The 25,635-nt window shown below is 36.1% G+C and carries 23 protein-coding genes; 20 read left to right on the top strand and 3 right to left on the bottom strand.

What is annotated here, in order from left to right:
* Positions 1–11 precede the first annotated feature (11 nt).
* The 5 genes from pyrE to CYJ72_RS03260 all read left to right on the top strand — a co-directional run bounded on the left by pyrE (position 12) and on the right by CYJ72_RS03260 (position 5,251).
* The gene (pyrE, locus tag CYJ72_RS03280; protein WP_101814058.1) at positions 12–653 is read left to right on the top strand and encodes an orotate phosphoribosyltransferase; all 642 of its coding nucleotides are present in this window, start codon (positions 12–14) and stop codon (positions 651–653) included.
* Positions 654–690: 37 nt separating this feature from the next.
* Positions 691–1,953: an MFS transporter gene (locus CYJ72_RS03275; RefSeq protein ID WP_101814059.1), complete on the top strand. Its 1,263-nt coding sequence runs from the start codon at positions 691–693 to the stop codon at positions 1,951–1,953.
* A 236-nt stretch (positions 1,954–2,189) separates the two neighbouring features.
* Positions 2,190–2,540 (top strand): IS66 family insertion sequence element accessory protein TnpB, encoded by a 351-nt coding sequence (gene tnpB / locus CYJ72_RS03270; protein ID WP_084801928.1) that lies wholly within the window; start codon positions 2,190–2,192, stop codon positions 2,538–2,540.
* A gap of 68 nt (positions 2,541–2,608) precedes the next feature.
* Positions 2,609–4,150 carry an IS66 family transposase gene (tnpC, locus tag CYJ72_RS03265; RefSeq protein ID WP_284630444.1) on the top strand — a complete coding sequence of 514 codons (1,542 nt, stop codon included), beginning with the start codon at positions 2,609–2,611 and terminating at the stop codon, positions 4,148–4,150.
* 468 nt (positions 4,151–4,618) lie between these two features.
* Positions 4,619–5,251: a GNAT family N-acetyltransferase gene (locus CYJ72_RS03260; RefSeq protein WP_066126479.1), complete on the top strand. Its 633-nt coding sequence runs from the start codon at positions 4,619–4,621 to the stop codon at positions 5,249–5,251.
* 449 nt (positions 5,252–5,700) lie between these two features.
* Here the strand turns inward: CYJ72_RS03260 and CYJ72_RS03255 are convergent, their stop codons facing one another.
* Positions 5,701–6,882 (bottom strand): M20 metallopeptidase family protein, encoded by a 1,182-nt coding sequence (locus CYJ72_RS03255; RefSeq protein ID WP_101814060.1) that lies wholly within the window; start codon positions 6,880–6,882, stop codon positions 5,701–5,703.
* Positions 6,883–6,901: 19 nt separating this feature from the next.
* Positions 6,902–8,083 carry an amidohydrolase gene (locus tag CYJ72_RS03250; protein ID WP_066126482.1) on the bottom strand — a complete coding sequence of 394 codons (1,182 nt, stop codon included), beginning with the start codon at positions 8,081–8,083 and terminating at the stop codon, positions 6,902–6,904.
* Between the two features lie 469 nt (positions 8,084–8,552).
* On the opposite strand from CYJ72_RS03250, the gene CYJ72_RS03245 reads away from it, so the two are divergent.
* The 13 genes from CYJ72_RS03245 to CYJ72_RS03185 all read left to right on the top strand — a co-directional run bounded on the left by CYJ72_RS03245 (position 8,553) and on the right by CYJ72_RS03185 (position 20,785).
* Positions 8,553–9,146 (top strand): uracil-DNA glycosylase family protein, encoded by a 594-nt coding sequence (locus tag CYJ72_RS03245; protein WP_180764817.1) that lies wholly within the window; start codon positions 8,553–8,555, stop codon positions 9,144–9,146.
* Between the two features lie 335 nt (positions 9,147–9,481).
* Complete coding sequence (locus CYJ72_RS03240; RefSeq protein WP_284630441.1) at positions 9,482–10,846, top strand: CapA family protein; 1,365 nt, start codon at positions 9,482–9,484, stop codon at positions 10,844–10,846.
* Between the two features lie 856 nt (positions 10,847–11,702).
* A complete protein-coding gene (locus CYJ72_RS03235; RefSeq protein ID WP_431606501.1) occupies positions 11,703–12,455 on the top strand; it encodes a tRNA threonylcarbamoyladenosine dehydratase in 753 nt (250 codons plus the stop codon).
* Between the two features lie 52 nt (positions 12,456–12,507).
* Positions 12,508–12,783 (top strand): glycine zipper domain-containing protein, encoded by a 276-nt coding sequence (locus CYJ72_RS03230; protein WP_284630437.1) that lies wholly within the window; start codon positions 12,508–12,510, stop codon positions 12,781–12,783.
* A gap of 28 nt (positions 12,784–12,811) precedes the next feature.
* Complete coding sequence (locus tag CYJ72_RS03225; RefSeq protein ID WP_284630435.1) at positions 12,812–13,603, top strand: TatD family hydrolase; 792 nt, start codon at positions 12,812–12,814, stop codon at positions 13,601–13,603.
* A gap of 734 nt (positions 13,604–14,337) precedes the next feature.
* Positions 14,338–15,138 carry an SDR family oxidoreductase gene (locus CYJ72_RS03220; RefSeq protein WP_071407705.1) on the top strand — a complete coding sequence of 267 codons (801 nt, stop codon included), beginning with the start codon at positions 14,338–14,340 and terminating at the stop codon, positions 15,136–15,138.
* Between the two features lie 10 nt (positions 15,139–15,148).
* A complete protein-coding gene (locus CYJ72_RS03215) occupies positions 15,149–17,002 on the top strand; it encodes a BglG family transcription antiterminator (protein ID WP_284630431.1) in 1,854 nt (617 codons plus the stop codon).
* The gene (locus CYJ72_RS03210) at positions 16,999–17,481 is read left to right on the top strand and encodes a transcriptional regulator GutM (RefSeq protein WP_284630429.1); all 483 of its coding nucleotides are present in this window, start codon (positions 16,999–17,001) and stop codon (positions 17,479–17,481) included. Before CYJ72_RS03215 ends, CYJ72_RS03210 begins: the two co-directional genes overlap by 4 nt.
* Position 17,482: 1 nt before the next feature.
* The gene (srlA, locus tag CYJ72_RS03205) at positions 17,483–18,028 is read left to right on the top strand and encodes a PTS glucitol/sorbitol transporter subunit IIC (protein ID WP_071407702.1); all 546 of its coding nucleotides are present in this window, start codon (positions 17,483–17,485) and stop codon (positions 18,026–18,028) included.
* Positions 18,029–18,041: 13 nt separating this feature from the next.
* The gene (gene srlE / locus CYJ72_RS03200; protein WP_071407701.1) at positions 18,042–19,043 is read left to right on the top strand and encodes a PTS glucitol/sorbitol transporter subunit IIB; all 1,002 of its coding nucleotides are present in this window, start codon (positions 18,042–18,044) and stop codon (positions 19,041–19,043) included.
* 17 nt (positions 19,044–19,060) lie between these two features.
* Positions 19,061–19,420, top strand: a complete 360-nt coding sequence (locus CYJ72_RS03195; protein WP_071407700.1) for a PTS glucitol/sorbitol transporter subunit IIA — start codon at positions 19,061–19,063, stop codon at positions 19,418–19,420.
* A gap of 46 nt (positions 19,421–19,466) precedes the next feature.
* A complete protein-coding gene (locus tag CYJ72_RS03190; protein ID WP_284630423.1) occupies positions 19,467–20,102 on the top strand; it encodes an HAD family hydrolase in 636 nt (211 codons plus the stop codon).
* Positions 20,103–20,113: 11 nt separating this feature from the next.
* Positions 20,114–20,785 (top strand): fructose-6-phosphate aldolase, encoded by a 672-nt coding sequence (locus CYJ72_RS03185; protein ID WP_284630421.1) that lies wholly within the window; start codon positions 20,114–20,116, stop codon positions 20,783–20,785.
* Positions 20,786–21,155: 370 nt separating this feature from the next.
* Here the strand turns inward: CYJ72_RS03185 and CYJ72_RS03180 are convergent, their stop codons facing one another.
* Positions 21,156–22,166, bottom strand: a complete 1,011-nt coding sequence (locus tag CYJ72_RS03180; protein WP_284630419.1) for a YeiH family protein — start codon at positions 22,164–22,166, stop codon at positions 21,156–21,158.
* 182 nt (positions 22,167–22,348) lie between these two features.
* Here CYJ72_RS03180 and CYJ72_RS03175 point away from each other — a divergent pair, with 182 nt between their 5' ends.
* Positions 22,349–23,008, top strand: coding sequence for an HAD family hydrolase (locus CYJ72_RS03175; RefSeq protein WP_284630417.1), 660 nt, complete (start codon positions 22,349–22,351; stop codon positions 23,006–23,008).
* A 987-nt stretch (positions 23,009–23,995) separates the two neighbouring features.
* Positions 23,996–25,420 carry an aminotransferase class I/II-fold pyridoxal phosphate-dependent enzyme gene (locus CYJ72_RS03170; RefSeq protein ID WP_284630874.1) on the top strand — a complete coding sequence of 475 codons (1,425 nt, stop codon included), beginning with the start codon at positions 23,996–23,998 and terminating at the stop codon, positions 25,418–25,420.
* Positions 25,421–25,635: the final 215 nt, after the last annotated feature.

Here is a 25,635-nt window from a genome sequence, read left to right as displayed (position 1 = left end):
AGGAATATTTTATGACGACATCAGCAAAACAAGCCGCCCAAATATTATTAGACATCGAAGCCGTTTGTCTAAGCCCACAAGACCCGTTTACATGGGCCAGTGGCTTAAAAGCACCGATTTACACGGATAATCGTTTGATCATGTCTTATCCTCGTGAACGAAAAGTAATTGAGTATTTATTAGCTAAAACGATAAAAGAGCATTATCCAGATGTCACGGTTATTGCCGGAACCGCTACGGCTGGTATTCCCCATGCTGCTTTTGTTGCAGCAGAATTAGATTTACCGATGATTTATGTACGTTCATCTGCTAAAGACCATGGAAAGGGTCGTGCGATTGAAGGTGCATTGGATAAACAAGCTAAAGTGGTTTTAATTGAAGATTTAATTTCGACTGGACGTAGTGTTTTAAATGCTGCTAAACAAATCCAAGCTGAAGGCGCTGAAGTATTAGGCGTGGTTAGCATTTTTAATTATCAACTCAATAGTGGCCAACAAGCATTTAAAGAAGCAGGTTTGGCATTTCAATCCTTAACGGATTACACCACACTATTAGAAATTGCGACAACAGAAGGAGGGTTAGCTGAATATAAAACATCATTAGAAGATTGGTATCAAGATCCAGTAGCATGGAGCGAAGCACAACAAAATTAATAAAGAATGACGAGATCATTCATTAAGGAGCCAAAAAATGGAAAAAATGAGTAAAAATGATAAAAGAGCCTTAGTTACATCGATTGTCGGCTCAGGATTAGATGATTTAAACGTGATGTTTTTAGCCTTTTCAATGTCCAGTATTGTCTCAACTTTAGGTATCTCTCAAACTCAAGGGGGATGGATTGCGACCATTACGAATTTTGGGATGTTATTAGGGGGCTTAGTCTTTGGAGTCTTAGCCGATCGCTATAATAAATACAAAGTCTTCAAATGGACAATTATCATCTTTTCGATTGCGACCGGATTAATTTTCTTTACTAATAATATTTACTACCTATATTTAATGCGATTCATCGCAGGAATTGGAGTCGGAGGAGAATACGGTGTGGCGGTTGCGATTATGGCTGGTATTGTCGAGCCGAAGAAAATGGGACGCGTATCCGCATTAAACGGGATTGCCGGTCAAGTTGGTTCAATCTTTTCAGCATTATTAGCTGGTTTTGTCGCTCCAATATTTGGTTGGAAAGGATTATTCTTATTAGGATTACTGCCATTAATTCTGGTGGCTTATATGCATTTTGCTGTGGATGAAGCTATTATTTCCAATCGTCGTGTAGCAAAAAATACAGATGTAAAGCCAGAGATAAAAGAATTATTTGCGACACCAATCCTAGCTCACCAAACCATCGCTTTAATGGTGATGACCACTGTTCAAATTGCCGGTTACTTTGGGATGATGAACTGGTTACCAACCATTATGCAAGAGTCTTTAGGCATTTCGGTTAAAAACTCTTCTACTTGGATGATTGCGACGATTGTCGGCATGTGTATCGGTATGTTAGTTTTTGGTCAAATCTTAGACCATTTAGGACCGCGTTTAGCCTACAGTATCTTCTTATTGATGTCAGCTGCTTCAGTCTACTTATTCCAATTTGCGAATTCAGCTTTAACGATGATTATCGGCGGTATGATTGTTGGATTTTTCGTTAATGGGATGTTCTCAGGATATGGCGCTATGACCAGTCGCTTGTATGCAGGACGTATTCATTCAATCGCTAATAATGTCATCTTAAACGTTGGCCGTGCTGTTGGAGGCTTCTCATCGGTAATTATCGGGAAAATCTTAGATAGCTCATCGGTCTCAATGGTGATGTTATTCTTAGCCAGCTTATACTTAATCAGTTTTGTCACCATGTTATCCATTCCCTATTTACAAAAAGAGCGTTATGATGCGTTATTAAATACAGACGGTGTTCAAGATGAAGGAACCGTTAAAGTAGCCACCACTACGGTTTAAGGATAAAGAAAGGAATGTGATTGTTACTGACAGTGTGTCAACTATCAGTAGCAGCCTAACCGATAAAACACTTATATTAACCAGTCGATGCCAAAAAGGTGTGGGCTGGTTTTTTTATGTATGAAATTGAATAAGTGGCATTCATTTCGAAACTAAGTAAGCGCCGAATAACCAGGTACGTATCACAGCCCAACCACCTCCTGTATGATTAAGTTAAAACTTATGGAGGTGGTTGATTGATTATTAATCTCGATGCTGCTAAACGCTATTACATTATGACTGGTCGGACAGACTTACGCAAGGGAGTTGATTCTCTGGCTGCTCTCGTTCAAAATGATTATCAATTAAATCCCTTTGAAAAGAATCTCTTTCTCTTCTGCGGGTCCAGGCTTGACCGCTTTAAAGCTCTTTATTGGGATGGCCAAGGTTTCTGGTTACTGTATAAACGCTATGAATCTGGCCGAATTCATTGGCCTAGACAGGAGGAATCACTGAAGGAAATTGACCGTCACCAACTCATTCAGCTTATGGATGGCTTTCTGATCGAACCATCCGTTCAATCATTGGAAGGATCTTACACAATGTGAAAAAAACTTGATTAAATCGTTTACATGGTTTATAATCAAAGAAATTTGAACAGAAGGGAGGTCCGGGAATGGGCATCAAATCCATCGAGACGCAGACACCTGAACAACTAATCGATATTATTGAAACACAAGAACGTGAAATTGAATGGTTGAAAGAACAGCTTCGTTTGATGATGAACCAACAGTTTGGTCGCAAGAAAGAAACAGCGCCTCAACCTGGACAAACCAGTCTGTTCGAGGATTGGCAGGAAGCTCTAGACAGCCTAGAACTAGAAGAAGAGATCGTCCAAGAAGTGAAGGCTCATAAGCGTAAAGCAAAGAAGAATAAAGGGATCAAGCGGGCGATTCTCGACCAGTTCCCTGCCGAAGAAAAGCTACACGAACTTTCAAACTGCCAGTGTCCAGACTGTGGGGAATCGATGAAACAGATAGGGGCTAGTGCTGTTCGTGAAGAGCTTGTCTTCATTCCTGCTCATATGAAACGAATCATTCATAAACAAGCTTCTTATAAATGCGAGGGTTGCACTCAAAAAGAGGGGGCCAATGACAAAATCGTGAAGGCTCCCGTTCCTAAAGCTCCCCTCAACAATAGCTTGGGGTCTGCATCATTGATCGCTCAAACGATTCATCAAAAATATGGCTTGAAGTTACCCGCTTATCGTCAAGAACAGGAATGGAAACAAATGAATCTGCCCCTAAGTCGGGATACGATTTGCGGTTGGCACATTCGCACCTATCAATATTATTTCCAGAACCTCTGTGACTTACTTTTAAACAAGCTCCGTCAACAAGAAGTTCTCCACGCAGATGAAACCAGCTATCGGGTATTAGAGAGCCAAAAAGCGAAGAATTATTTTTGGCTTCTCATGAGTGGCAAGGACACCCCAGAACAGGGGATTATTTATCAATTTGATGAAGGCAGAGGACGCCAAGTCATTCTTGACCTATTGGGTCCAGATTTTGAAGGCAGCCTTCATGCAGATATGTATGGTGCCTATGTCAACCTATGCAAGGAGAAAGTTAAAGTCAGTGGCTGTTGGGCGCATTTAAGGCGGAAATTCTTTGAAGCCCTGCCAGCTAAAGTGTCTAAGCATCATCCTGCTTATCAGGCGGTTAAATGGTGCGATTCCTTTTTCCAATTCGAACAGAATTGGAAGGAGCTGACGCCTGAGGAACGCTTGACTTGGCGCCAAACTTGCCTTCAAAGACAAGTTGACGAGTTCTTTGATTGGGTCAAGACTTTGAATGCCTTACCTCAAACCAAGCTGGGAATGGCCATCTCCTATGCTCTCAAACATGAGCCTTTCTTCCGTCAATTTCTTGAAGATGGTCGACTAGAGATGAGCAATAATCGAGCGGAGAGACAAATCAAGCCACTGGTAATTGGGCGCAAGAACTGGTTGTTTAGCCAAAGCATTCAGGGAGCCCAAGCGGCTGGGGGGATCCTCAGTCTCTATGAGAGTGCGAAGCTTAATGGTATCCATCCTCCGTCTTATTTTCAATATTTACTTGAGGAGCTTCCTGAACTTCCGGTGCAAAATTTTGAAGCACTCGAGGCTTATTTGCCTTGGTCTTCGAAGGTCAAGGAAGCCTGTCAGGCCATTAAATAATTAAAAAGACTGAAACTGGCCCTTCAACACCTATTGTAGAGTGTTGAGGGGCCGGTTTCTATATACTTGGCTATTCGGCGTTTACGAAACTAAGAAGGAAATGAGAGCAATGATGGTTGCAGTGATTTAGAGACAGTTGGATTTATTGAAATATTAGTAAAGAAGTTTAACGAAATATCACCGGTTATCTTTATGCTGAAATCTATGCCGTTTGGTTTTGAGTGAGTAGCTATTGAACAGCATGTTTGATGGTTACAAGTTTAAACTTTAAGTTAGTAAGTAAAGTAAAAGTTGGTCGCATTGTCACTCGATTTTATCGCCTAACTACTAAAACTAAATTAAAGAGATAAGCAAAACAAACTGAAAATCTCAATCGTTTCTAATGTAAAGTAATTTAATTGACAACTCAATATAGTTTTGTTAGGGTGGTAACATCGTTTTAAATTGAGGAAACTATAGGAGGAAAAAATGCAATTAACCATTAGAAAAATTGAAGATCGCGACATACCTGAAATGATTAACTTAGTTCATGAAGCGTGGTTCGAAGGATTCTATGAAAAAGAAGAATTTGAGAAGGCTGCGGCTGCCATTTCACTTAATAAAGCATTATACAATAGTTCTACAGGCCGTGTGGCAGAAGTGGATGGCCAAATTTTAGGGATGATTTTATGTAAAATAACTAAAGATGATCCGGACTTTCGCAAATTCCAAACCAATACCATTGAAAATTTAATTGAATTATCAAAACATGGCGAAGAACAAGAAATCAATCGCTTAATCAAAACGTTTGAAGCGGAAAAGTCAATCTACAATCAATTCTTAGGTGAAGTAGACACAGATTTTGATGCTAGTATTGAATATATCGCCGTCTCTTCAAAAGCCAGAGGACATGGTTTAGGTAAAAGCCTTATTTATGAAGCGATAAAAGATTTTAAAAATAAGGATTGCCAAAACCTTTATTTATTCACTGATTCTGATTGTAACTATCGATTTTATGATTATTTGGATTTTGAACAAGTGACAAGTGATACGATTCAAATTCCTACTAAAAATGGTAGCAGAGCACGCGAAGAATTTATGTACGCCTATCAATTTATGTAAAAAATAATAGAAGTGACCTAGAAGTGAATACCAAGTGGTTTTGCTTCAGTGGGTCGCTCCTATTTTTATTTGGTTTAAAGTGTCGTCGTGCGCATGATTTTGTATTAGGGAATTTGGACTAACTGTGGTTTTATTTTCCTGCAGGTGTCGTTTTGCGCATGATTTTATATTAGGGGGTCAACTGTATTGGTTAGTTCAGGGTCATTTTGCTTTGGTTTGCGCCCCGCAGAGTCCTTTCCCTCGTGAGCACAAGCTCAAAATTCCGCATTAATTTTAGTAAGTAAAACTATCTCTGTTTCCCTTGGCAAAACGGACTGTCATTTTACATATTATTTTTGGCCAGCAAAACAGTCAATTTCCGTTTTTCTTGGACAAACCGAGTGTCCTTTCCACAATTTCAGTTTCTAAACCGCAATTTTCTTTTCTCACTATTTTTGGCGAGCAGAAGTTTAAAAATCTGCTTGGTTTAAATATTCTAAAGCATATTGTGCATAGAGTTCAGCGCCGACTTTTAAGCTTTCCTCATCGACATTAAAGCGAGCATGATGATGAGGATAGATTGCCCCATTCGTTTCACTACGCGCCCCAACCGTTGCGAAGGCTCCTGGAATATGGTTATTGTATTCACCAAAATCTTCACCAACCATTTTTGGAGGGAAGTTGCCTACAAATTCTTCGCCGAAACTTTCTTTCGTAATACGATGCACCAGCTCCGCACTGTGACGTTCGTTGACGACCGGGTCTAATAAGCGGTCGTAGATGAATTCAACAGTACCACCATACATCGTCGCGATTTTTTCTGCAAAACGATGCATCTCATTTTCAACTGTATCACGAGTAGCAGCATCAAATGTTCTAACGGTACCCTCTAATTTAGTATTTTCCGCAATAATATTAAAACGGTCACCTGCTTCAACTTTCCCAATCGTTAACACGGCTGATTCCATTGGATCGATTGCGCGCGAAATGATATTTTGTACTTGTGAAATATATTGAGAAACCATCACCACCGCATCTTTTGTTAAATGTGGTTGCGCGGCATGACCACCCGAACCTTTGAAATGGACATAAAACCGATCAGTGGCGGCAAAGGTAGGGCCAACATTACAGTTTACTAATCCGGCTTGATCCATTGACCAAATATGAATACCAAAGGCATTATCGACATCGTCAAGTACATCTTGTTCAATCATTAATTTTGCGCCTTTACCGATTTCTTCAGCCGGTTGGAAGATAAAACGTACGGTGCCTTTGATAGAGTCTTTTACTGATAACAAGGCTTTTAGTGCCATCATTAACATCGCTACATGGGCATCATGTCCGCAAGCATGCATTTTGCCTTCAATTTGCGATTGGTAATCGAGATGATCATTTAACTCATGAATCGAAAGTGCATCCATATCGGCACGCAATAAGACGGTTTTACCAGGTTGTGTCCCTTTAATTTCAGTCATCACCCCGGTTGGTTCCATTAAGCGATAGTCCAAACCTAATTGATCTAATTGATTCGCAATATAACGTGTCGTCTCAAATTCTTCCAAAGATAATTCAGGGTTTCTATGCAAATGGCGTCGCATTTCAATCATGTCAGCTTCATGGTCTTGAATAAATTGTTTAACTGTCTGGTTCATATGAACATCCTTTCCTAATTTAGAATTCGTCTTGATTTAAGTAACTAAGAGCGTATTGAGCATACAATTCCGCACCGTATTTTAACGCTTCTTCGTCCACATTAAAGCGTGCATGATGGTGAGGGAAATCAGTTTCCTTGTCGACATTGCGACAACCAACTGTTGCGAAGGCTCCTGGAATATTTTTCATATAATAACCGAAATCTTCCGCTCCCATTGTCGGGTCATCATGATGGATAAATTCTTTTCCAAATGTTTGCTCGGTAATCGATTGGACTAATTGTGCACTTTGTAAATGATTATCCACTACCTCGGTCATATATAAATATTCAAATTCGACGCTTCCATGATACATTTCGGCTATTTGTTCAGCGTATGCTTGCATTTGGGTCGCCACCACTGAACGGGCTTCATTGTTAAATGTTCTGACCGTTCCTTCTAGGACTGCATTTTCCGCGATAATATTAAAACGGTCGCCAGCTTCAAATTTTCCGATGGTTAACACAGCGGGTGAAAGGGGATCAACTGCTCGTGAGATAATGGATTGTACATTGTTAACATATTCAGCTGCCATTACCACCGCATCGTGGGAAAGATGAGGTTGAGCAGCATGACCTCCCTTACCTTTAAAATGAATTTTAAAAATATCCGCGCTTGCAAAAGCAGGACCTGCATCACAGACTACTTTACCAGTCTCATGTACGGACCAAATATGAATCCCAAAGACATTGTCAACACCGTCTAGGACGCCTTGTTCCACCATTTTTTTAGCTCCTGCTGCTACTTCTTCTGCTGGTTGGAAAATAAAGCGTACAGTGCCTTTAATTTGTTCTTTCACAGACAATAACGCTTTTAAGGCGCTCAATAACATGGATGTATGGGCATCATGACCACAAGCGTGCATTTTTCCAGCTTCTACTGAACAATAATCAAGATGCTGGTTAAGTTCTTCAATCGAGAGAGCATCCATGTCCGCACGAAGTAAAACGGTCTTACCAGGTTCTGAACCTTTAATTTCAGCCAAAACACCAGTAGGTTCCATTAAACGATAGGGAACCTTCAATTTATCTAATTCTTGTGCAATAAATTGCGTCGTTTTAAATTCTTCAAGGGATAATTCAGGATGCTGATGTAAATAGCGACGATTCTGAATCAATTCATCCTCATGTTCTAAAATATATTGTTTCACTTGTGTATTCATAAAATCCTCCTAATAATATCTTTGACAGTCTATTGGCGATGATGATTAAATGTCATTAAGATAAACTAAATAGTATTGTATATTAAAAACTTATGAATTTAAAGTGAAAAGCACATGAGAATTAAAGGGTGAAGATGGAAAGAGTAGCAAAAAGCTTTTGAAACTTATATGTTGATAATATTGGTCTTTGTTTGGGGGAAAATATCCGCAATAAAACTCTAGATGATTATGTTTTTGTAACCAATAACTTATTTCTTATCAGGTAAAATGACTTACATCACCAACGAGAACTCGAAAGAAGATAAATGTTACTTTTATTGATTTATGAATGGTCCTATTACATATTGAGTTTGCGTCATTACGCTTCAAAAGCCATGTTTAAACTCAAAGGCTTTAAAATATGGTGATAGTTATCATTTAACTAATCCCCTCAAGTGTAATACAATTGACGTAATAAGAGGTGAGGAAGATGTATCAACATAATCATGCAATCAAACAAGTCGTACAAGAAATCATGGCAGATGAGATGAATCAAGTCTACACAGAAGAAGGAATTGAACCACTCTTTGTGGCCCCGTCAACCGCAAAAATATTATTAGTAGGACAAGCACCCGGTAGACTCGCACAGGAATCAAGACAGACTTTTAATGACCCGAGTGGTGATCGATTACGTAATTGGTTGGGGGTTAGTCGCGAAGTTTTTTATGAATCTGGAAAGTTTGGCATCGTACCGATGGATTTTTATTTTCCAGGTAAAGGCAAATCGGGAGATAAGCCACCACGTAAAGGCTTTGCTGAAAAATGGCATCCTAAACTACTTGAATTAATGCCTAATATTGAATTAATCATTCTAATTGGAGCCTATTCACAGCGATATTATTTAGGCAATCAGCGAAAACGAACTTTAACGGAAACAGTTCGTCATTATCAAGAATATTTACCAAAGTACTTGCCACTTGTTCATCCGTCACCCTTGAACATCCGTTGGATGAAGCGTAATCCTTGGTTTGAAGAGGAAGTTATCCCAGAGTTACAACATAGGGTAAAGGAAATATTGGAATGAACTTAGCACTTACACTCGTTCTCTAAGGAGAGCGAATTTTTTATTTCAAGACGTTAAGAATGATTATTACTTATCTTCTTGAGTTTTTTCAAATTGGAACTATACTTCCAACTTAGACTAAAAATTGGCACCATTGGAACTGTACTTCCAACTTAGACGGTTTCTTATGCGATTAAAAGTATTTTTCATCAGCAGAATAACTTGATATGAGGTGTGAAAGAATCTTTCCTAAACTTTTTATAATCGCGATAAAATTTTATAAAATTAATGGCAGTAGGCGTTATCCATGGTATGATATTAATATACGAGACATGATTATTTAGAGGAGTGCTTAAATGAAAAACAACCTTGTAAAATATCTAACCAAAGTGACCTTATTCGGATTAGTAGTCAATGTTGCGACAACACCGTTGATACCTATTTTTGCTGAAGAGGTGGCGAGTGAACAGACCGAATCACATCAAGAGACAACTACGGAAGCAACCAGCCATTCCGAAACAACTCAAGAACAAGATCTAAGTAAAAATCAATCCCTTGCTTTCTTATTTGAAGGTTTAGAAACCAAAGAGAGTCCACAACCTTATCAAGCGCAAGAACATCAATTAGTGTTGCGTTCAGTAGGCGATATGTTAATCCATGATCGTGTTTCTTGGATGGCGGACACCTATTCTGATTTATATCAAAATACTAAGGCAGCGATGTTGAAAGAAGGCTTTACGGAAGCCGATTTTGATTCAGAAGCTGATTTTGATTTTATGCCCATGTTGAACTACATCAAGCCCTATACCGAGTATGCAGATGTCACAGTCGCCAATATGGAAATTATTGCAGCCTATCCCGATTTACCTGTATCAGGCTATCCTAGCTTCAATGCACCGAATGCGATTTTGGGCAATCTAAAAAATATTGGTATCGACATCTTATCCAATGCGACTAACCATAGCTTGGATTGGTCCAGTCAAGGTGTCTATTCATCCCTTCATAATATCCAAAATACTGGGTTAGAATATTATGGCAGTTATGAATCTTGGGAAGACTATAACACCCCACGTATTATTGAGAAAAATGGGATCAAATTAGGTTTCTTAGCTTATTCGTATGGAACCAATGGCGTCCCGGTACCCGCTGGTGAGGAATATTTGATTAATTTAATTGATTTACCGGTGATGTTAGCAGAAATTGAAAAATTAAAACCACAAGTCGATGCGATTGTCGTCTCATTACAATTAGGTGGTGAATATGATACGTTACCAAATGATGAACAATTTTATATTTATCAAGCATTGAGTGATGCGGGAGTAAGTTTAATTTTAGGTGGGCATCCGCATTGTGTACAACCCTATGATTGGTACAATGGTGACCAAACCTTTGCGATTTATTCTCAAGCCAGCTTTTTAACCGGGCAACGTGAACTGGATAATAAAATTGGTGGCATTACGGAAGTGACCTTTACCAAAGATGCGGAAGGTATGGTGAAAGTCGAAAATCCTAAATTCATGCCAACGTTTAATTTAGGTATCGAAGCAGAAAAAATGTATCAAGTGGTGCCATTAGCCGATTATAATTTATATCAAATTCCAGACGGTGAGTTATGGTGGGAGACTATTAAAGAACGGATGAATTATTTTGAAGCGGATGCGAAAGTGATGACCCATCTTGAAACAGCTGCCTCCCAAGAAGCAGAAGATATTAAACGCTAAATTAGGGAGTGGGCAAGAAGTAGAAAATTAAATAATTTTCGCTTCGTCTGCCCACCCCCGCACAGTTGAGACCACTCAACCACTGCGCTATTAATTACCGAACAATAATCTTAACTAAATTTATTAAGTTTATGCCCAGTCTCAAGCAAGATATTGAAATTCCCCAGAATTTTGATCTCTTGCTTTTTTATTTTCACAATCTATTATTACCAATTCACAAATAGTTATTTTCATAGAAGAGCTCATTTTATGATGAAAGCATTACATTTGCCAATTCAACTGATTTTTCCATGATTATCGAACTCTTCATTTTAGTTAACATCGTTAAGTGTGTCTCGTTTTGAGACATGAAAACGGCACTTTTTGACATTTGTTTTCATTTTCATAAAATTTAAATTTTTTGAGCGCGTTTTTTAAACTTTTCTTAATAATTAGGCAAAAAATGTCTCAAAATGAGACACGCCCATTTTATGAAAACAGTTTTGAGCAAAATAAAACGAATGCACAATGAAGGCTAGCTCATTTCACAAGGTTGTGCATAAATATATGGTAGGTGAGTTTAGAAAGTTGGAATAATAGCAAAAATTGCTAGCATTTGAAATGGTCACTCAACTGGTTCGATTCCAGACTCTGAATGGAATAATAGCAAAAATTGCTGGCATTTGAAATGATCACTCAACTGGTTCGATTCCAGACTTTGCTTGGAGTAATAGCCAAATTTGCTGGCATTTGAAATGTGCTAGCCAAACACTCACTTAACTGAAATAAGCGTCTTTATTTTCTGATAAATTTTTGTTGCATGACGAATGCTAGATGGTTATGATTAAAGGTAGTTGAAAAATAAAGGATGGTTAATTTGCAAGAGAAGAATGAACGGTTCGCAAGATTAAATTTAATTTTAAAGGACGAAGGATTAACAAAATTACAAAATGCTACGGTGATGGTTGTCGGATTAGGAGGCGTTGGGGCTAGTTGTGCCCAAGCATTAGCACGTGGAGGCATTGGAAAATTAATTGTCATCGACGGCGATGTAGTGGATATTACCAATATTAATCGTCAGCTAATTGCTTTTACCTCGACGATTGGTCGTCCCAAAACCGCGGTGATGACTGAAATGATTCACGATATAAATCCCGGTTGTCAAGTATATCCATTGCAAAAATTTGTCCGTGCCCAAAATATTGAACCGGATTTCGCAAGTTTTCCTAGGCCCGATTATGTCATTGACTGTATTGATCATTTTTACGGAAAAGTAGCGATTATTCAATGGTGTATTGAACATCAAGTACCGCTATTGTCTTCTATGGGAGCAGCGAATAAATTAGATCCAGTTCAGTTATTATTTGATTATATTGAAAACACCAGCTATTGTCGGATGTCAAAGACGATTCGTTTAGAATGTAAAGAATTAGCCATTAAGGGTGTCGAAGTGCTTTATTCAAAAGAAAAAGCGGTCAAAATAGAAAGTCATGGCAGTGTGAAAAAAGCTGATACCTTAGGTTCTACCAGTTATATGCCACCCATTATGGGGATGACTTTAGCAAGTAAGGTAATCCGTCGCTTAGCCGGCCTGGAAGACTATGACGGCATTCCTAAAATCATAGAATAAGAAAGTTAGTTAAAATGGATACTTACTTTATTTAAGGTGGGAGTGAAGATAAATGAGTACGATTAAAGTTTTACTGCCTTTAATCTTAGTGGCAATCAGTGCTGTGATGGTCGTCAAAATGGCGGTGTTTAAAGTGGACCGAAATTCGACCCAAAAAACAGCAAAGAAAGAAGCGAATGAACCATCAAATTATATGGCCGAAGGGATGGCTATTGGTATGGGTTTAGGAACGGCCATCGGAATATCATTAGGTGAAGACAATCTGGCCGTAGGTGTGTCTATAGGGATGTTATTGGGCATGGTCATCGGCATGTCGATTGAGAAATAATTAACTTCAAATTCAAGGTGGTGAGAGGATGACCAATTTAATCGATACGCATTTTCATTTTGATTTTATTAAAGAGGATCATTTGCGGCAACAATTATTAACGGAGATGGAACAGGCATCGTTGGAGCTAGTGGCACAAACCGTCCTACCGTCCGAGTATGAACGATTAATCACGCAAGACATTAAGCCTGATAAGGTTTCACTGGGGTTTCATCCTTGGTGGATTGAAAATCAACAACAGGCTGAAAGCGAGTTAGTAGTGTTTGAAAAATGGGTATCACAAACACATTTGATTGGCGAGATAGGGCTAGACTTTAGTGACAAGCGATTAGGGGTTGTACCTCAAGCCTTACAAATAAGTATTTTTAAGCAACTCATCCAACAAGTTATAAGTCAGTCTCAAAATAGCCAAGAACCATATATCTTATCGATTCATGCTGTTCGATCGGTGAAAGAGGTTTTAGATATTTTTGAAGCGTGTCATGTCATGCAAGAAAACATCATCCCCATTATTCATTGGTTCAGTGGTACGAGTGATGAGTTAATCCGCTTGATTAAGATGGAGTGTTATTTATCGATTAATCCTCGTATGCTAACCACTAAAAAAGGGCGGGCCTATGTCAGCCAAGTCCCACGAGAGCGATTATTACTGGAAACTGATTGGCCAAGTGATCCAATAAAGTTAGAAAATGACTTACAAACTTTAATTTCAGCCTTGAAAACAACATTACCGCAGTTAGTTGAGGATTTATCAGCTTTGCGAGATGAAGAGATGTTAGAAGTGATCATGGAAAATCAACAGCAGGTGTATGGAAAATAATAAAATACTTAGATAAGTAGAAATATATTCTGCCCTCTAAATTCGGACACGGATGAAGGGGGTTTTATTTAATGACTAAAATTAATTTTAATTTAGATTAATAATCGTAATAGATCAATTAATAGATGAGTTTGGAAGTTTATCAATAATGGTATTAACTCAAAGAGTTTACCATAAAAATGTTTTTGTCATTTTCGGTCTTTTGGGGTTGAGGATATTCCTAAAAATATACAAAAACAGACTTTTAGGATGATTTTAAATTTTCAGTACTAGTATATAGACCTGAACACGAACGGTCCTATTATAAGAACACAAAATAATTTCATATTAAAAATGTATCCACTAATGCTAAATAGAATTGTATCTAACATGAATAAGGTATCATCCATCTTTCAAAACCTTTAGGATGCTCAAAAGGATTTAGTGACTGATATATTTAAAAACTGAAAAAGAGTAAGTATTAAAAAATGAGAAACACTTTCAGATTGAGGTGTAAGAAATAAATATCTAAAAAACGTGACACCACATTTTTACGCAAGAATCAAGCACCAATCAGAAATAAAACTTTATGGATGCAGTACAAATACAAAGGTGACTATTTTAGTTTTTCTGTGCTTATTATGAAAATTTCCCAATCGTACAGTTAATTTTTTGAAATGATAAAAAAGTCTGTCTTAATTATATAGCGCTTTATTAATATACTAAAGTTAATAAGAGACGAAAGGAGAAATTTCATGACAAGTTGGTTAGAATTAGAGGATAAGGTTGTTGTTGTTACAGGAGGTTCTTCAGGAATCGGAAAAAGTATTGTTGAAGGATTGTTAAAAGAAAACATTAAAGTTGCAAATTTTGATATTAACGAAGGCGATTTAAAGCATGAAAATTTATTGTTTGTCAATGTTGATGTTTCATCAAGAGAAGCTGTTGAAAATGGAGTAAAAATAGTTGTTGAGAAATGGGGAACTATCGATGGTTTAGTAAATAACGCAGGAATTAATATACCAGCGTTACTTATTGATACAAAAGAACCAGAGAGTCAATATGAATTGAATGATAAAATTTTTGACAAAATGGTATCGATTAATCAAAAAGGGCTGTATCTATGCGCTCAAGCAGTGGGACGAATTCTCGCCGAAAAAAAAGAGGGAGTTATTGTTAATATGGGTTCTGAATCTGGATTAGAAGGTTCGGAGGGCCAATCAGGATATGCTGCAACTAAAGCGGCTGTATATAGTTTTACACGTTCATGGGCTAAAGAATTAGGAAAATCAAATGTTAGAGTGGTAGGTTTAGCTCCTGGAATTATGGAAGAAACTGGTTTAAGAACATTAAGTTATGAAGAAGCACTAGCATATACTAGAAATAAAACTGTTGATGAACTTCGAGCAGGATATTCTAACACAAGTACAATTCCTATGGGAAGATCAGGTAAATTATCAGAGGTAGCAGATGCAGTTTGTTTCATGTTATCTAAAAGATCAAGTTATATTACAGGTGTGACATTAAACATCGCAGGAGGAAAAACAAGAGGGTAGGTGATTCATGTTGAGTATAATTGATCGTTGGTATAAATTATTAAATTATTTACTCTTAAATGATACAGTCTCTATCAATGATTTAGAAAATTATTTACAAAATTCTCAACAGACAATCAAAAACTCAATTAATCAGTTAAACAGTGAAATGAGCCAAATAGCTCATATTACTGAGAAAAACAATTATTTTAGAATTGAGATACTCAATTATTCAGAATTTGAAAGAATTATGGGTGGATCAATAAAACTCCAAACAGATTTTAATTCGTCGGATAAACGTCAAGCCTATATCATTAAACGATTATTAGAAGAAGAAAAATATATAATTACCTTAGACCTATCTGAAGAGTTAGGCGTAAGTAGAGGGACATTTAGTAATGATTTAAAAACAATAAAGAAGTTAACAAATGATTATGGAGTACAAATTATTAGTGTTCCAAATAAAGGAATAAAATTAGAAGGGGAAGAGCTAAACTTAAGGTTGTTTGGAATTTATCATTGTATTGATTTTTTTGAATTTAAGAATATTAATCAAGAACATATTGATATGATTCTCGGATTACAGAATAAATATTCTTTTCGAAAACAAGATGCTCATTTTCTTTTAAAAGTTTTAGAATTAACGATTTGTAGGATTAGAAACAATCAACATCTTACTAAACCTATTCCAAAATATGTGAATTATATAAAGAATTCTCAGTTGTATAACGAAATAATACTTTATATTGAAACGGAATTTACAATTACTTTGAATGAATATGAAAAAGATTTTATTACATTTCCTTTATGTATTAACGGAAATAGTATTAATATTTCTATTAGTCAATTAATGGAGAATGATTATCTCCTAGAGTCATTTCAATTAATAATGGGGACAATAAAAAATTATTTTATGATTGAAATTGATGAAGATAATTTTTTTAATGACTTGTCTAAACACCTTGCATTTTTGAATAATCGATTAATTTTCAATTATCAAATAGAAGATATATTTCATGGAGAAATTGAAAAGAAATATCCTTTCTCTTATCGGTTAGCAAAAGATACTTTAAAAGTTTTAAAAACGTATTTTAATTCACACATAAGCGATGTAGAGGCTAACTTTCTTACTTTTTATTATGAATTGGATAGTAAAACTAAAGACGAAGAAAAAGTCAAAAAGGAAATTGCGATTATTTGTAATACAGGTAAAGCAACGGCTGGTATGATCCGTAGACAAATTGAAAAAGTAGTAGGTCAAAATATTAAAATTGTACAATTTTCTGAAAGTAATTATGAAAATGAAGACTTATCAAAATATTTCGCAATTATCACAACTATACCGTTAAAAAATATTCCTCAAGAAATTCCGACTATTAGATTAACTAATATTTTTAAAGACGACTACCTTGCTTTGGAATGGGGAAAATTAAAAGTTGATCGAAATAATTTAGGAGATAAGACATTAGTTTTTTTAAATAGATATTCATCCTCAACATATGAGGAAGTAATTACAAAAATGGTTTCAGAATTAAGGGAAGAAAAATTAATTGACTATGACTTTAAGGAAAGATTATTTAATCGAAAAGCTCCAGTACTTAACAATAATGGTATTATTTTCCCTCATGAATTAAACTATACTAGTAAAAAAATAATAATAAAAATAGGTGTATTAGAAAATACAGTAATTTTAGATAATGAATCAGTTGAATTGATTTTATTAGTGGCTATTCCAAACAATATTCAAAATGATGATAATGATTTATTAGATTTATATGATTTTATATTTGGAATTGGACAAAATCCACAATTAAAAGAACGAATAATAAGAATGGATTCAGTTGAAGAATTTAATCGTTATTTTAGTAAAGGAATGATGAAATGAATCATGTAATTTTATTAAGTATGCTAGCATTAGGAGCATACTTATTGCAATTTATTCTTGGACTATCTCAAATTAAACATTTTAATAGAGTATATAAACAACTTAGAGAAAAAGGAAAAGTAGCAATTGGCACGAGACCAGGAAAAATTTCTTCAGGAACTATTGTTATGTTCGCTATCGATGAAAGTGCTAAAATCATCGAGGCTCAGAAAATGCAAGGAATTTCAGTGATAGCAAAGTTTAAACCTTTAACTCAATATATTGGACAAGATTTACATTTTATTGATTCTAAGCATCCATTAGTGAGAAAAGAAAATAAGTTGACACAGATTGCAATGGAAGATGCTCGAGACCTATTTATAAAATTAGAAATTGGTGATTATGAAGAGAATCAGACTCGTGCTCCACTATCGGATTTAGTCTTCAATACCAAATTAAAAACCAATCAGCTCTTAAATAAATTAAAAGGAAGTGTATAATATGGATTTTTTAGTTAAATTTGCAGAAGGATTTATTTCTTTATTCCAGGCAGGTGCAAACACATTTATAAGTTGGATGGGATCTATTGTCCCTCTAGTACTTATCTTAATGGTTGCTATGAATGCTTTTGTAGCACTATTAGGAGAAGAGCGTGTTAATAAATTAGCTGAAGCCTCAAATTCAAATTGGATAACAAGATATATGATTTTACCTTTTGTTTCAGCATTTATGTTAGGTAATCCAATGTCTATGACCATGGGAAGATTCCTTCCAGAATTTTATAAACCAGGATTTATTGCATCACAAATGCAATTTTGTCATACAAGCAATGGTGTTTTCCCTCACATTAATCCAGGCGAGTTGTTTGTTTGGCTTGGGATTGCTCAAGGTATTGAAGCTCTAGGATTAAACACCGCTGAATTAGCTATTAGATATTTATTAGTAGGTTTGGTAATGAATGCTATTGGTGGATGGACGACAGATTTCATAACCGAAAGATTAATGAAACAACAAGGTGTCGTTTTAGAAAAAACAGTAAAAGCGTAAAGGAGATTTTTATATGACAACCTATAAAAGTATTAAGGTAACTAAAGGAAATGGTGGATTTGGAGGACCTTTAATTATCACACCTACTGAGGAGAGAAATAAATTTATTTACGTTGTAGGTGGTGGTGAAAAACCAGAGATTGCTAATAAAATTGAAGAGTTAACAGGGATGGAAGCAGTAAATGGATTTAAAACATCTATTCCTGATGATCAAATAGCACTTGCGATTATTGATTGTGGTGGTACTTTAAGATGTGGAATTTATCCAAAAAAAGGAATTCCTACATTAAACGTTATCGCAACGGGAAAAGCTGGACCACTAGCTCAATACATTACTGAAGATATTTATGTTTCAAATGTAGGATTAAATCAAATCCAGTTAGCTGAAGAAAATGAGATTGAACTAACAACTGCAAATGTTAATAATGAAACACCAAATATAAGTAAATATGATACGACCAAAAAAATTACGGAGCAGACTACGAATCCTGGATTAATTGCGAAAATTGGTATGGGTGCAGGTAAAGTAGTATCAATCTTTAATCAGGCAGCTAGAGAAGCTGTTCAAACTATGTTAAATACAGTCATTCCATTCATGGCCTTCGTATCAATGTTAATTGGAATAATTGAAGCATCAGGTGTTGGTACGTGGATAGCGAACATTTTAGCCCCATTAGCAGGCAATATTTGGGGACTAATTCTGATTGGTTTTGTATGTTCTATCCCTGTGTTATCACCATTATTAGGACCTGGAGCGGTAATTTCTCAAATAGTTGGAACTTTAATTGGTGTGCAAATTGGAAAAGGTATAATTCCACCACATTTAGCATTACCTGCATTGTTTGCAATTAATACCCAAAATGGATGTGATTTTATTCCGGTCGGATTAGGTTTAGCTGAGGCTGAATCAAAAACAGTTGAAGTAGGAGTTCCAGCAGTGTTATATTCAAGATTCTTAAATGGAGTACCTAGAGTTTTAGTCGCATGGTTAGCAAGTTTTGGATTATATCAATAGTGTAAAGGAAGATTTAGATGGCAATTTATCAAACAAAAGTCGTTAATATTGGATCGGAAGCAAAAATGTTTATTGAAGAAAAAATGGTTGTTTTATTTGGGGAAAATGCACCAGCTGAACTAGCTGATTATACATTCAATATAATTGTAAATCCTTTAGATGGAGAAATTGAACCAGGAATGAAATTACGAATTAATAATCAGGAGTATATCGTAACAGCAGTGGGAAATGCTGTTAAAAAGAACTTAGAAGACCTAGGACATATAACGATTCGTTTTACTGGTGAAAAAGTAGCAGAATTGGCAGGAACATTATACGTTGAAGATAAGCAAATTGATGACATTCAAATAGGAACAGAAATTGCTTTATACAAATAAAACGTAAAATTTCATTTATAAGAAAATTAGAGTAAAGGAGATTAGGATGAAATACGTTATTTTTGATATGGATGGTGTAATAGTTGATTCAGAGTATACATATCTGGAATCCAAAACGGAAATATTAAAAGAATCAGGAAAAGAAATGCCAATTAGCTATCAATATCAATTTATGGGTACAACATATGAATATATGTGGTCAACAATGAAAAATGAATTAAATTTAGAAAAAGGGATAGATTATTATATTTCTGAGATGAATAGAAAAAGAAATGAAATGATTGAAAGAGATGGAGTTAAACCGATAAAAGGGGTACAAAAATTTATTAAAGACATTTATTCTAAAGGAAATAAATTAGCTGTTGCTTCATCATCTCCAAAGCATGAAATTATTAGAAATTTACATGAGTTAGATTTAATACAATATTTTTCGTGTTTAGTGAGTGGTGAGGAAGTTGAAAATTCTAAGCCGCACCCAGACGTATTTCTAAAGACCGCTGAATTATTAAATATAGAACCATCAAAATGTATAGTTTTTGAAGATACTAAAAATGGTTCATTAGCAGCAAAGGCCGCTGGAATGTATTGCATTGGTTTTGAAAATCCAGATTATCCTAAACAAGATTTATCAGCAACCGATCTAATTATCGATAAGTTTGATGGTTTTTCATTAGACAATTAGGAGGAAAAAATTTGAAATTATTGATAGATTCAGCAAATATATCGAAAATTGAAGAATATTTAGAATATTTACCTATCGAGGGTGTAACAACTAATCCTAGCATATTAAAAAAAGAAGGAAATATTGATTTTTTCGATCATATGAAAAATATTCGTAAGTTAATAGGAACAAATAGAAGTTTACATATTCAAGTAATATCTGATAGTTACAATGGAATATTAGAAGATGCATTTAATATTTTAGAAAAGGTAGATGAAAAAGCTTTTATTAAAATTCCTGTTAGCAGAAATGGGTTAATGGCAATAAAAAAATTAAAAGAGGAACAAATAAAAATAACAGCAACGGCAGTGTATTCAAGTATTCAAGGAATTTTAGCATCAGAATGGAATGTTGATTTTATTGCTCCTTATATTAATCGAATGCAAAATTTGGGTACCAACCCGTTTGAAGTAGTATCACAGATAAATGGAAATATTATTAATAGTAGTAGTTCAAGTAAAATACTAGGTGCAAGTTACAAAAATATTTATCAAGTATTAGAATCAGTAAATTCAGGTTCTGAGTATGTGACACTAGGCACTGACGTATTAGATAAGCTATTAGCTGATGTTAATATTGAACAAGCAGTAAAAGACTTTTCAAAAGACTGGTACGCCATTCATAACCGCAACTCAATACTATAAATAAATTATAGCACCTAATCACCTGAACGACTCTTGAGTTCTCTTTTATGAAAAGGTGCTCTTTATATTTTACGCTATACAATAATCAGAATAATCAATATTGGGGCTAGTTTTCTTACAAATTAGTTTCATGGGCACGGTTTCTAACTGTCAAGGGCACTCATGATCTAATTATTTGCGAATAAGCATTGTTAATCTTGGTCATAACTGACAACGAGCATTCATAAGCTATCTGTCAACGACGACTACAGGTCCATCTGCTAAAAACGCAGCATTGCGACACGAGTTTCCATAGTTTACAACCAAGCATAACAATTCAAAAACCGCCTATTTACTCCCATTCATGCCCAAATACTAAAGTATCGTCATTTTACCAACTTCCCATTAATGACTGCATCACTAATGACACAATCGTAATACTAATCCAACAAAGGGCACCTAATAAAATAGCGGGGCCGCCTGAACGGATTAATTTGCTAATATTGGTTTTCATACCAATCGCAGCCATAGCCATAATAATAAAGAATTTAGACAGAGTTTTGAATGAGCTGAATAGGGCCATGTTAATACCTAAGCTATCAAATAAGGTTGTGAATAAGGATGCTAGTACAAAATATAATAAGAATTTGGGAAAAGCACGTTTAAAACTGAATGATTGTCCATTACTTGTTTGGCGATTTGTCATATAAGATAAAGCCAATGTAATCGGAATGATTGCCAGTGTTCGGGTTAGTTTAACAATGGTGGCATTATCAAGTGTATTGGAATGATGAATCGCATCCCAAGCGGTCGCAGTAGCCGTCACTGAAGAGGTGTCATTAACCGCTGTTCCGGCGAATATCGCGAACCCTTCATTCGATAAGCCTAATATTTGCCCTAAAATGGGGAACAGGATTGCCGCCAAAATATTAAATAGGAAGATGACTGAAATGGCTTGTGCCACATCGGATTCTTCCGCATCAATAACAGGAGCAGTTGCCGCAATCGCAGAACCACCGCAAATTGAAGACCCAACACCGACTAAAATCGCCGTATCACGATCGATTTTAAATAATTTATAGCCAAGATACGCAATCAATAAGGAGGTTAAAATCGTACTGACGATAATCGGTAGCGAACTATATCCCACCTTTAACACTTGATTGAGATTCAAGCCAAATCCTAATAACACGACGGCTGTTTGTAAAATGTATTTTGAACTAAAATTTAAACCGTCAGTGAATTGAGATTGGTTGGATACACACTGATTGAGTATCATTCCTAGAAAAATGGCGATGACGGGTCCTCCGACTAAAGGGAATAATTTACCAAGGTACCATGCGACCAAGGCTACTAATAAAGCGATGATTAGCCCTGGTAATTTTGTATTAAATTGTTTCACTGCATATCGTCTCCTTTAATAAGCATAGCTTAATCTTAACAAAGTTTAATTGAAAAAGACACTTGATTTTCGTAAAATCTTTGAAAAAGCGAAGTAACCTTATAAAATAGATTTAGCTTTATTAAAGCTTCACATTACAGTAAAATGAAAATGAAAGTAATAAAAAACACGAGGAGGAGCACATGAAAGCTTTTATTTTTGATATGGACGGGGTCATAATTGATTCCGAAAAGTATTATGCCCTAGCGATTCAACGCGTTGTCAACGATTATGGTCATGAAGTCGACTCAGAGTATACCAACCAGTTTATTGGTACCACTAATACTTATACTTGGACTCGAATTATTGAAGATTTCCAAATTGATAGTACACCGGCTGAACTGACTGAAAAAATGATGGCTTATAAGGAAGAATTGGATGAGGAGCACGGGCTCATTTTTTATCCAGGGATTTTAGATTTATTAAAGAGATTGAAAGCACACGGTTTTCGTCTCGCCATCGCCTCTTCATCGGGAATGAAAGAAATTCAACAAACCGTTGATGTATTAAATGCACAAGACTATTTTGATTTCTTAGTGAGTGGTGAAGCGATTAATCTATCCAAACCAGACCCGGGGATTTATTTGCATACAGCCAAATTATTGGAAATGGAACCTTCACAGTGTATCGTCATTGAAGATTCACACAATGGTGCTCGGGCCGCTAAGGCAGCGGGCATGTATTGTATTGGTTACATCGACAGCCATTATCCTGCGCAAGACTTATCGATGGTCGACCATAAAATTTATCATCACGATGAATTGGATTTAGACCAGTTGATTCATACAGTTTATGGTGAATAAATGCCAAGCAAATCCCTATCGTATTTATGGCGGTAGGGGTTATTTTAGCTTTCGTAAATGAAGGATTACGGTGAATATTATGCAGTTAACAATCCGCAATACGGCTAAATCTTATCATAAAAGCGGGACGCATTTCCATAAACCTAAAAACACGATCATTTAATATATTACAAAATGCAGAAGTTTATGTGTGGCACCTCTAAATCAAACAACCACCATCCTAAAATCACGAGCTTTCAAAATATTAGCCTACACATCGCAATGGAAGCTTAAAAACACGAACACTTATCCCCATATAAAAATAAAACTAAAAATACAATTGACATGTTATTTATTGAATGTTAATATTTAGCATGTCAGTGAACGAACACTGCGAACGAGAGCGGCGAGTCAACACTTTTGCCAAACTTATTGCTGTTTATTAAGAACAGGTTTGAAGTAGTAAACGGACTCTTTAAGGGGTCTATTGAAGAGATGGATATCTATCTGTCGACTCAAATTTTTTATAACATAATGTTGAGGCATTGTGCTTGTGAAAACGATAGTAAGAGTAGTAAAAGTATTGCGCTATATAGACTCTTCGTTCTACAAATGAACTTTAAGGGGCACCGTGTGTCTTCATAAAAGTTTACGTATTTTTAATTTATTAAAAACGAATGTAGATAATTGTAGACCAGGCAGAAAATGCTTGGTCTATTTTTTATGTAAAAAAGTAGACACAAAGGGTAGTCAATTATATTTGAACGAAGCAACTGCAATTAACGCGATAAACGCGATAAACGCAACAAACGTGATAAACTTAACCAACGTAACAAGCGCAAAAACGCAATCACCGCATCCATATTTGAATGAGTAGTCTCATCAACGCAATCACCGCATCCGTATTTGAATGAGCAGTCTCAAATATAAAACTACCACAATTTGTCACCTTATTAAGAATCATAAACGGTTAACCCAAAGGAGTGAAATAGATTGGATCAAACAAGAATGCCGATTGTAGAGGCATTACATGAATTAAAGAGACGACGTATCGTGCCATTTGATGTCCCTGGACATAAGAGAGGTCGTTCAAATAGTGAGCTAAAAGCTTTTATTGGTGAAAAAGCCATCACCATGGATGCCAATTCAATGGAATTATTAGATAACTTAAGTCATCCCGTATCGGTCATTAAAGAAGCCGAGCAATTAGCGGCTGAAGCATTTGGCGCTAAGCATGCCTTTTTCATGGTCAATGGCACTACCTCGGCTGTACAAAATATGGTGTATTCAGTGGTAAAAGAAGGACAAAAAATTATTTTACCGCGCAATGTACATAAAAGCGTGATTAATGCCCTAGTCATGTGTGGTGGAATTCCAGTCTATGTGGAAACGCCCTATAATGCTGAACTAGAAATTTCAACCGGTATGCCACTTGAATACGTCGAACAGGCGATTTTAAACCATCCCGAGGCAGTAGCCGTTTTAGTGAATAATCCGACTTATTATGGCATTGCGTCCGACTTAAAAGGCATCACCGACCTAGCACATCAACATGGATTAAAAGTATTAGTCGATGAAGCCCATGGCACTCATCTTTATTTTGGTAAGCATTTACCGATTTCAGCAATGGCTGCCGGTGCCGATATGGCTGCTGTTTCCATGCATAAATCAGGTGGCTCTTTGACCCAATCTTCTTTCTTATTAGTGAATAATGAAATAGACCCGGAATATGTCAGAAATATTATTACCTTGACTCAAACCACATCCGCCTCTTATTTATTAATGGCCAGTTTAGACTTAGCACGTAGCCACTTGGCATTAAATGGAGCAGCTACTTTTGATAAAGTCGAACAATTGGCAGATTATGCTCGTAATGAAATTAATGCGATTGGTGATTATTACGCCTACTCTAAGGAAATTATTGACGGTCATGGGATTGCTGATTTTGACCAAACCAAATTAAGTATTAAAACTACCGATACCGGATTAACTGGTATTGAAGTCTATGATTTATTACGTGATGAATATGATATCCAAATCGAGTTTGGAGATTCAGCTAATATTTTAGCCTATATTTCTGTAGGGGATCGTATCCATGATATTGAACGACTGGTGAGTGCCTTAGCTGAAATTCGTCGTCGCTTTAAAAAGACCAAAAAAGGTTTGTTAGTCTTTGACATAGCGAAAACTGAAGTGGCCATTTCACCACGCAAAGCCTTTTTCTCAGAAAAATATCCACTACCTTTAGCTGAAAGTGTTAACCAAATCGCCGGAGAAATGGTCATGTGCTATCCACCAGGCATTCCGATTGTGGCGCCTGGAGAACTCATTACTCAAGAAATCATCGATCATATTGAGTATGCTCGTGCCAAAGGCTGTTTCTTAATGGGAACGGAAGACCCAACCTTACAAAACATTCAAGTCGTGAAATAAGCAATGTAATGGCCGAACCAGTACTAAGCAAGTCGTGAAGTAAGCATTGTAATGGGGTGAACCTAGTACTAATCAAGTAGCTAGATTGATTGATGCAACGAAACTTAAGAAAAGCGTACCTTAACCTTTTAATGAATGGAACAATAGCACTAACTATGATGCGATCGTAACAGTAGCAGATACCAACCCATTAAATTAGCGACTCATACATTCGC

The sequence above is a fragment of the Globicatella sanguinis genome, assembly GCF_002847845.2.
Classification (GTDB): Bacteria; Bacillota; Bacilli; order Lactobacillales; family Aerococcaceae; genus Globicatella; species Globicatella sanguinis.
This window is presented reverse-complemented; position numbering and strand designations above follow the sequence as displayed.